The organism is Ruegeria sp. AL1 (assembly GCF_056540905.1).
Genome location: NZ_JBQFXP010000011.1, coordinates 202,718 through 211,771 on the forward strand (window position 1 = coordinate 202,718; position 9,054 = coordinate 211,771).

Here is a 9,054-nt window from a genome sequence, read left to right on the forward strand (position 1 = left end):
TCAGTGGGCTGGTGCTGCAACGGGATCAAGCAGGGTACGTCCGCCATCAATGGTCAGGATCTGTCCGGTCATGAAGCCAGCCGCGTCCGAGGCCAGAAACTGGGCCGTTTCGACCAGTTCGGTGGGTGCGGCAATCCGGGCGAGCGGTGTGTGTTTTTCGATATCGTCCCGAAAGTCGCGGTTTTCCTTGAGGGTCGATTGTAACGATGCGCTCATCACCGATCCCAGGGCGATGGAATTTACGCGTATCCGGTTTGGTGCCAGCGCCACGGCAAGCGAGCGCGTCATCTGGTCCAGAGCAGCGGTTGAGACCGAATAGGCCATCAGGTCCGGGTGTGTGCGGCGTGCGGCGATGGAGGAAAGGTTGATAATCGACCCTGCCGGGCCGTCATCGTTGTCGCCGGCCTGTTTGATCATGCGTTTGGCGACGACCTGACTTAGCCGCAAGGCAGGCATCAGGTTTTGATTGAGCAGCGTGCGCACGGAATCGTCGTCCGAATCCAGCGGGTCGGATTGAATAACCTGTCGCGCGCCGTTGATGAGAATGTCGACCTGATCAAAAGCATCGATCGTGGCAGAAATCAGGTTGGCAATCGTCAGCTTTTCGCGCAGGTCACCGGCGAAATATCGGATGTTGCTGTCATCGGCCTGCTCGCCAAGTTCATTGATCAGGCGTTTTTCATCCATATCGGCAAATACGACATTGGCCCCTGCATCCGCGAAATGGCGCCCTATGGCCAATCCGATGCCGCTGGCGCCGCCTGTAACGATCGCGGTCTTGCCCGCTATGGAAAAGGACATGCGAATCCTCCTGAGTTGCCGTGCACGTTAACCGGCCTTAGCGCCGAGGGCGAGAGGCATGAAAAACCTTGAACCTGTTATCTCCGGTGATTTCGCGCAGCTGCGAAAAGCGCTCGGTCAGTGTTGCCTCGTAGGGCAGGTGGCGATTGGCAACCATCCACAAGCTGCCGGACCGGCCAAGGTTGCGCGCAGCGGCCGCGATGAACCCTTGCCCCAACGCCGGATCGGCGCTGCGAGAGGTATGAAAGGGTGGGTTCATGATGACGGTGTCCAGTGGATCACTTGCGGACCAGGTCACCGCGTCGGCCCAATGGAATTGGGCGCGGGAATCCTGAACATTGCGGCGCGCACAGGCCAGAGCGGTATGATCGGCCTCGACCAGATGCAGCGTTTGGATACCGGAATCGCGCAACACATTTGAGGAAAGGTATCCCCAACCGGCGCCCAGATCAGCAACACGCGCGCTGAGTTTCGGCGGCAACGCGGCGTGCAACATGGCCGAGGCGGGGTCGATCCCATCCGCCGAGAACACGCCCGGCGCAGTATGGAACCCATCCACCATCCCGTCGCTCGGGGTGGCCCAGTCCAGGAACGCTTGGGGGTCGGACTGAAACCAGAAGATCTTGCCATGCGCCTTGGAAATCGGTCCCTGGACGGCGACGCGATTGCGAATGTCTTTCAGCACGCTGTCCACACCATCGGTTTTGGCCCCGTCAACAACGATCACGCCAGCCGCGCGCGTGCACGCCTGATGGATCGATGCCCGCGCCAGCGCCTTGGCGCGGGGCAGAAAGACGACCGCATCCTGACATGGACCATCGGCATCGGGAACGGCCTCAAACCCCAGCTTCTGAAAGTGATCGTGGAACGGTTTGAATGGTTGCACCACTTGCGATCCGTCCGCCAGCGGGGACAGATCGTGATCCGGCGTCGGCCCGATGACCGAGGTCAGGGGCGCAAGGGTCAGGCCGTTGTGCAGCGCAAGGTCAAGGCGAAGGGACATGAGTGTTTCCGGCTGGACGGCGAAGTCTTACTCTTCGCGTTCCATGGTGCATTGCAGCGGGTGCTGGTGACGGCGGGCAAAATCCATGACCTGACCCACCTTGGTTTCCGCGATCTCGTGGCTGAAGACCCCAACAACGGCCACGCCTTTCTTATGCACGGTCAGCATGATCTCGAACGCCTGCGCGTGGGTCATGCCGAAAAACCTCTCAAGCACATGCACGACGAACTCCATCGGAGTATAGTCGTCATTCAGCAGTAAAACCTTATACAGCGGCGGACGTTTGGTTTTCGGGCGCGTCTGCACCAGAACGGACGAGTCACTATCGTCATCCGAATTGTCAGACATCATCCAAGGGGTTTCCAGCATCGCGTGCATTCGTTCAATTGGGGCTTCGGTTTGTCTGAGCGCTTATATAACGTCGAAACCGTCAGAGAAAAGAGAAAGTGGACGAATTCGAAATGGGTCAAAAACTGACGACAATCGGTTTCGACGCGGATGACACTCTATGGCACAACGAACGCTTTTTCCAGCTGACTCAGAACTATTTCGCTGATTTGCTGGCCGACCACGCAGATCGGGATCACTTGATGGGCCGGTTGCTGGCCGCGGAAAAGCGTAACATTCGTCACTATGGCTATGGTGTCAAAGGTTTTACCCTGTCGATGATCGAAACCGCGATCGAGGTGACAAATGATCGGGTGCCCGCCCGTGTCATCCGGCAATTGATCGAAGCCGGTCAGGAGATGCTGGCTTATCCGATAGAACTTTTGCCCCATGCGCGCGAGGCGGTCGAGGCAGCCTCGCGCACGCATCGCGTGATCTTGATCACCAAAGGCGACCTGATCGATCAGGAACGCAAGCTTGCGCAATCGGGTCTGGGCGAACTGTTTGACGAGGTCGAGATCGTGTCCGAGAAATCGGCGCACACGTATCAGTCTATCTTCTCGCAACATGGCGACGGGCCTGAGGCGTCAATGATGATCGGAAATTCGATGCGCTCGGATGTGGTGGCGCCGATTCAAGCCGGGTGTTGGGGTGTATACGTGCCCCATGGTCTGGTCTGGGAGGTGGAGCAGGCCGACAAACCCGAAACCAACCCTCGATTCGTTGAACTGCGGGATTTGTCAGAGCTTTCAGAGCTTGTTGATCGCTTTTCCTGAGATGTTGCCAATCCGCCGCAGTTTCTAAAAAACCCAATCCGCACGCGCCTGTTTTCTGCCATCTTCGTTGATGTGGTAGGCGGTGGGGCGGTTGCCACAACATCTAGGATTGGATGTTCGAAAATCGTGATCCCCAAAAACGCAGCTTTCAGTTTCTTTAAGACCACTGCTGTGTTAGCCTGAAAGGCATCATAAAGATAAATTGCTGACCGGGAAAACCCGGCGGCGCGAGGCAGACAGAGGCAATGATCGTGCGGATTCGGCGGACAGTTCCGGCCCGATTGGGCTTTATTCTTATACCATTTGTGTGGCTGCTGGTTTTTGCGCCACTTCCAACCTTGGCTGCGCCATATGCGGCCATGGTGATTGATGCACGCACCGGAGAGGTGCTGCATTCGCGCAATGCCGACAGCCGACTACATCCTGCATCGCTGACCAAGATGATGACACTTTACATCGCGTTCGAGGCTGTTCGAAACGGCGAAATCGAACTTGATACGCAGGTCCGCATCACCAAGAAAGCAAGTTCCGAGCCGCCGTCCAAGCTGGGTCTGCGCACCGGGCAACGCATTGCGTTCCGCTATTTGATCCGCGCCGCCGCGGTGAAATCAGCCAATGATGCCGCAACGGCTATCGGGATCGCGATCAGCGGGTCCGAGGCCGCGTTTGCCCGCCGCATGACCCGCACCGCCAAAGCCATGGGGATGAGCCGAACCACGTTCAAAAACGCCCATGGCCTGACAGAGTCGGGGCATCTGTCGACAGCGCGGGATATGACCACGCTGGGGCGGCACCTGCTGTATGACTACCCGCAATACTACAACCTGTTCTCGCGCCAATCGACGCATGCCGGGATCAAGACCGTTCCGAATACCAACCGGCGACTGCTGGCCGCTTATAAAGGGGCGGACGGGATCAAGACCGGTTATACCCGTGCCGCTGGTTTCAACCTTGTGGCGTCGGCCAAGCGCAAGGACGAACGTATCATTGCCACGGTTTTCGGGGGCAAATCTGGCGCGTCGCGCAATGCCAAAGTGGCCGAGTTGCTGGATATGGGCTTTCGTCGCGCACCTTCACGCGCCCCGATCCGCAAACCCGCCCGTCCGGCTTACGCAGGAAATGCGGGCCTGAACGCACAGGTCGCGCGATTGGTCGGCGCTCCAACCACCAGCCTGCGTCCTGTTCTGCGCCCCGGGGTCGGCGGCGCGGTTCAGGTGGCGGGTACAGTGGCCGCGTCGGCCGAAAAGAACCGCGCCCGGCTGCAAGACGGAATCGCTGCAGCCATCGCGTCAGCAAATATCCAGACCGCAACCGACGAGAACACGCGGCCCGCCGCGCGGCCCGACGATCTGGTGCTGGCATCGACAGGTCCGGCGACGCAGCCCGAGCCGGAACCCGAAATCGTCACCCGTCTGTCAACCTCGGGCGGGCATCTGTGGGGTGTCAATGTGGGCCGCTACACCACGCGATATGAAGCCGAGAAGGTTCTGCTGAAAACCGCGCTGTCCGAAATGACAACGCTGGACGGCACGCTGCGCAAGGTGAACAAGAATTCGCGTGGCTTTGATGCGACTTTTCAAGGTATGACCCGCGAACAGGCCGATCTGGCCTGTCGCAGGTTGCAGGCCCGCAATGTCACGTGTTTCATGATCGGGCCATCATAAGACCCGACATATTCTCTCCTGGCTGGATTTGGGCTGCGAGGACACTCGCAGCCTTTTTTAATCAAAGACGTGACCGTGCTGATACTGTTCGTCTTGCCCGGCAGCAGCGGTCAGGGCGGCAACATTGTCCTTGGTGAAAAAGCCGTCATAGTGGTGACAGCGTTCGATATACTCAGTTATCAGAAGGGTGTGTTTCGAGTGTTTTGAGAAGATCTGTTTCAGGTTCGGGTCGTCTTTGCACTCGCCCACAACATGCGCCAGGAAGGGCACGCCTTTGTCTTTGAGCGTATTCACTACGAAATCGACGTTCTTTTCGCCTGCGCCGTGATCGCCATCCTGAATCTCAACCGCCATATGATGCAGCCGACGCCCGAAATTGCGCACGAAATCCTCGGTGGGCATCGGCAGTTTGGCAAAGGAATTCACGAAGGAGGGCGTGTTGTTGGCCGTAAACACTTTGGCGGGGGATTTCTTGTCGTCATCAACGTTGGCGTTGCGGTTTACGTTGGTCGACGAGTTCATGTCGAAGATGTTGTAGGCCCCCCAGAAGTAATAAGGGACCATGGTCAGAAATTCGAGGATCGCATCCTCGCGTTCCCCCGCCAGCACCCGCGTGGCAAGATGGTCGATCCCCAGCATCAGCGGCGCGATCTTGCTGTCTGCGCCAAATGCTGCGGCCTGATCCAGTCGCGCCTGTTCGGCGTCGCTCAGCAGCACCCTGTCGCCCAACCCCAGACTGTCGGTGTCATTGAAGTCCAGCGTCGAGTATCCCACGCGATTGCAGGTGAAATCCGAAGGGGTGGTGAAGCGGAACCCGTCCATTGTGTAGAATGGGTTCTCGGTGTCCCCAGAATATTCGAACCGAATATTCTGATCCTCAAGCGTGCCGGTCAGCGCCTTCAGATCAGAGACCCCGTAAATCTCGCCCACATAGCGCGTTTGCGGAGTGCCGCGTGCCAACGGGTACATTCGGTTAATCCGGGGGATGAAATCCTCGAACGCGGGGCTGAGCGGGGCCATCACGATCAAGGCCGGGTAGTCGGAATGCGAATGCAGCACCGAAAACTTATGCGTCTGTCCCAGATAGCTGGCCGTGTGTCGATACGGCGTCATTACATAGAGCTCGACCAGCGTGTCAAACAACGCGTCGGTTTCGACCTGAATTACTATCGCGCGCATGGCGCCGACCTGATCTGCGATGCCTGAACTGGTGCGGCGCTCATAGATTTTCGGCAGGTATTCAGTGAAGAAGTCCGAGTTCTTCTTGTCGCCCCGGGGTTCATAGGACATCAGGTCGAATGACATTGGCTCATCTCCATGCGCAGATTTGTGGCTGTCGAAACATGCACTTGGCATCCATGCTAGGCACTAAGGCCAGCACGGGCAACAGTCTGGACATGGGGGGCGCAGGTTAGGCCGGGATGATCAGCGGATGAATTTCGTCACCTCGATGCCGCCATCGATCAGGTTTTCGCGTACGGACCGGGCAATTTGAACCGCCGTCGGGCCATCACCATGCAGGCAGATCGTGTCAATCGAAGTTTCCAGCCGTTTGCCGGATTCGGTGATGATCGCGCCCTCTTTCACCATGTTCACGATGCGCGGTCCGGCAACCTCAGGATCATGTATCACGGCGCCGGGCAGAGAGCGGTCTACCAGTGTGCCGTCATCGTTGTAGGCGCGGTCAGCAAAAATCTCGCCCACCCATTTGCAGCCCAGATCGCGCACGGCTTCTTCCTGTTTCGTGGCGGCCAGCACCATGATTATGATGTCAGGGGCCACGTCCAGCGCGCCCCGATAGCAGGCACGCGCCATGTCGATATCAACCGAGCACATATTGGCCAGCGCCCCGTGTAGCTTTAGATGCCGAACTTCGGTTCCGACCGCTTTGGCCATACCGATGGCCGATCCCAGCTGATAGCGGACCAGATTGCGCAGGGATGCGTGTGGTACCTTCATGTTGCGCCGCCCAAAACCCTGCAAGTCCGGAAACCCCGGATGCGCGCCAATGCCTACACCGTTTTCGGCGGCCAGGGTCATCGTCTTCGCCATCACATCCGGGTCTCCGGCATGAAAGCCGCAGGCGATATTGGCCGAGGTGATTATGTTCAGAAGGCGTGCATCATCGCCCATGTTCCAGGGGCCAAAGCTTTCGCCCATATCGGCATTCAGATCGACGCTTGGCATCGGTGTTACTCCTTATTCGGTGGCGGAAATCATTCCGCTGATCAATTGGTATGACAGAAGGTCCGGGATGTCATGCGGATCTCGAACCAGAGGCTCAACGCGACCGGGCAAGCGGGCAAGGTCTGCCTCGAACGCGGCCTGCAGCGCGGCAGCTTCTTCCAGCGAAACGAACTCGAACCGCACCTGACCGCCGGCAGGGGTCTGCGCCGCGCGCGGCAGGTCACAGGGCAGAACGGTCGCGATGCGCGGATAACCCCCGGTGGTCTGACATTCGGGCAGCAGGATAAAGGGTGCGCCGGTTCCCGTCATCTGTATGTCGCCGGGGGTGATGACCTCGGACATGATATTCAACTGACCCCGCGCGGCGAACCCGCCACCGTCGCTGTCCAATTGCATCCCCATCCGGTTGGTCCGTGCGCCCCGGTGGAAACTCGTTTGCGTGAACCGCGTCAGCGTTTCGTCGTCAAACAGCGGGGTCTGAAAACTCGCCACCACCCGCAGCAGGCCCCCCGAGAACCGATCCTCGACGCGCAGTTTCAATCCAGCGCGCCCCGTACCTAAAGCGGGCAAGGTGTCCCCCACCTGAACCGCGCGTCCGATTCTGGCGGTCAGGTGAGCCGCGCGCGAGCCCAGCATAACCGGGGTTCCAATCCCGCCGCCCAGATGCAGATAGCCATAGTTGCCCTGCAGCACTGAGCCGATCACCAATCTCTGCCCTATTTCCATCTGGTGCGAGGCGTTCCACATGACAGAGCCGCCATCGATACTCGCCTGCATGGGTGCGCCTGTCAGCGCGATGGTCGTGGGGGCGGTGGCCTCGAACTCGCCCCCCATACCTGCCATTTCCAACGCGGCACAGGTCGGGTCTTGGTTCAGCAAAGCAGCGCCTTCATGCAAAGCCAGAATATCTGCCGCGCCCGAGCGCGACAGACCCTGATCCAGATACCCAGTGCGTCCCTGATCCTGCACGGTACAGGCCGGGCCGATGCGATGGACGATCAGACTCATGCCATGATCTCCTCGCAGGTCGCTCCGCCCGTCCCATCGGTGCAGGTGGCTTTGATGTTTTCCAGCGCGTCGCGCGAAACGGGAACAAACTGCATTTCGTCCCCGGGATTAAGGGCAAAGCTCTGCTCCATATCAGGCCGAAAACACCGAAACGCGGTTTGACCGACATGGCGCCACCCGGTGGGTGTCGGCCCCGAGAACAAAACGAATTGTGAGATCGCCAGGACCAGAGCCCCCTCGGGCACCATCGGCGTCAGCTCTTTCAGGCGCGGAATGTTGAACTCCGGTCCCAGCGGGCCAAGATAGGGCTGCCCTGGCGCGAATCCGATTGTCAGCACGCGCACACGCGTTTGCCCCAGACGTTCGATGGCCTCGGCCGGAGATAAACCGGCGGCGGCCGCTGCATCCTCTAGCTGGGGCGCAAGTTCGGTGCCATAGACAGTCGGAACCCGCCAGAACCGTCGCCCGGTCGGCAATGGCGCGCTGTACCAGTCGCGACTGGCAAGCAGCGTTGTTGCCCGCTCTTCGATATCCTGATGAGACAGCTGGGCGGGGTTGAACCGGACATAGGCGGACGCCAGCGAGGCTGAGGTTTCCAGAACGCCGTCCATTCGTAACGCTTCAAACGCGCCCCGAAAGGCAATTGCTGCGCGGTTTGCCGGTTCGGTCATTGAATCGGAAAAGGTGACCAACAGGCCGTCAAAGCCAACGGTGCGCATCAGCGGAAACGTATCGGGTTGCGTCATGAAAGGTTCGTAGGATTCCAGGGTTGCCTGCGCCGACCTGACCGCATTCGTCAGCGATGCGCAAGGCTTTGGCGGCTTCGTGGCTTAATGCTTATGCTGGAAGGAGTGCTGTGAGGCGTGTTTTTTTGAGTGGAAATGAATCAAATCCGTGCCGTTGAGTCGGATGCCTCTAGTGTGTTGTTGGCGCAGATTCACTATATGTAGGGGTATTGCCTTGGCACATCGCTGGGAACAGGGTTTGGGATCAACTGATGATGCCTTGTAAGGGTTAATACCTCTAAGTTTATGAAGGTCTATCGCATTGAAATGAAATGATAATAACAGATAACGCAAAAAAGTTCGGCGACATGCAATTTTCCACTTGCGGTCCACGTTCGTATTACTTAGAACGCCCTTCACCGGCGCTGCTGAGGCGGTTGCTGGGACGCTGGGAACGGCGGAGACGGGCCGGAGAGACGGTTGTGACGCTCGGGAGAGACCGG

Annotated in this window: 9 protein-coding genes; 2 read left to right on the plus strand and 7 right to left on the minus strand. The window is 58.7% G+C overall.

Translation table 11 applies throughout. The features are described 5' to 3' along the window. From ACRZ9X_RS18005 to clpS, 3 genes are read right to left on the minus strand one after another with little or no spacing between them, the layout of a single operon-like run. Complete coding sequence (locus ACRZ9X_RS18005) at positions 1-801, minus strand: SDR family NAD(P)-dependent oxidoreductase (protein ID WP_480521361.1); 801 nt, start codon at positions 799-801, stop codon at positions 1-3. Positions 802-838: 37 nt separating this feature from the next. Further along, positions 839-1,804: a class I SAM-dependent methyltransferase gene (locus ACRZ9X_RS18010; RefSeq protein WP_480521363.1), complete on the minus strand. Its 966-nt coding sequence runs from the start codon at positions 1,802-1,804 to the stop codon at positions 839-841. Positions 1,805-1,831: 27 nt separating this feature from the next. Further along, the gene (clpS, locus tag ACRZ9X_RS18015) at positions 1,832-2,173 is read right to left on the minus strand and encodes an ATP-dependent Clp protease adapter ClpS (RefSeq protein ID WP_480521365.1); all 342 of its coding nucleotides are present in this window, start codon (positions 2,171-2,173) and stop codon (positions 1,832-1,834) included. Positions 2,174-2,265: 92 nt separating this feature from the next. Between clpS and ACRZ9X_RS18020 the strand changes: the two genes are divergently transcribed. Together ACRZ9X_RS18020 and ACRZ9X_RS18025 are read left to right on the plus strand one after the other, a co-directional pair. After that, positions 2,266-2,967 (plus strand): HAD family hydrolase, encoded by a 702-nt coding sequence (locus ACRZ9X_RS18020; protein ID WP_480521387.1) that lies wholly within the window; start codon positions 2,266-2,268, stop codon positions 2,965-2,967. Between the two features lie 245 nt (positions 2,968-3,212). Then, positions 3,213-4,631 carry a D-alanyl-D-alanine carboxypeptidase family protein gene (locus tag ACRZ9X_RS18025; protein WP_480521367.1) on the plus strand — a complete coding sequence of 473 codons (1,419 nt, stop codon included), beginning with the start codon at positions 3,213-3,215 and terminating at the stop codon, positions 4,629-4,631. 57 nt (positions 4,632-4,688) lie between these two features. Here the strand turns inward: ACRZ9X_RS18025 and ACRZ9X_RS18030 are convergent, their stop codons facing one another. The 4 genes from ACRZ9X_RS18030 to ACRZ9X_RS18045 all read right to left on the minus strand — a co-directional run bounded on the left by ACRZ9X_RS18030 (position 4,689) and on the right by ACRZ9X_RS18045 (position 8,572). After that, on the minus strand, positions 4,689-5,936 hold the full coding sequence (locus ACRZ9X_RS18030; RefSeq protein ID WP_480521369.1) for a hypothetical protein: 1,248 nt from the start codon (positions 5,934-5,936) through the stop codon (positions 4,689-4,691). 120 nt (positions 5,937-6,056) lie between these two features. Next, on the minus strand, positions 6,057-6,818 hold the full coding sequence (locus tag ACRZ9X_RS18035) for a LamB/YcsF family protein (protein ID WP_480521371.1): 762 nt from the start codon (positions 6,816-6,818) through the stop codon (positions 6,057-6,059). A gap of 12 nt (positions 6,819-6,830) precedes the next feature. Further along, positions 6,831-7,826 (minus strand): 5-oxoprolinase subunit C family protein, encoded by a 996-nt coding sequence (locus ACRZ9X_RS18040; RefSeq protein ID WP_480521373.1) that lies wholly within the window; start codon positions 7,824-7,826, stop codon positions 6,831-6,833. Then, positions 7,823-8,572: a 5-oxoprolinase subunit B family protein gene (locus ACRZ9X_RS18045; protein WP_480521375.1), complete on the minus strand. Its 750-nt coding sequence runs from the start codon at positions 8,570-8,572 to the stop codon at positions 7,823-7,825. The genes ACRZ9X_RS18040 and ACRZ9X_RS18045 overlap by 4 nt, the downstream gene beginning before the upstream one ends. Positions 8,573-9,054 lie beyond the last annotated feature (482 nt).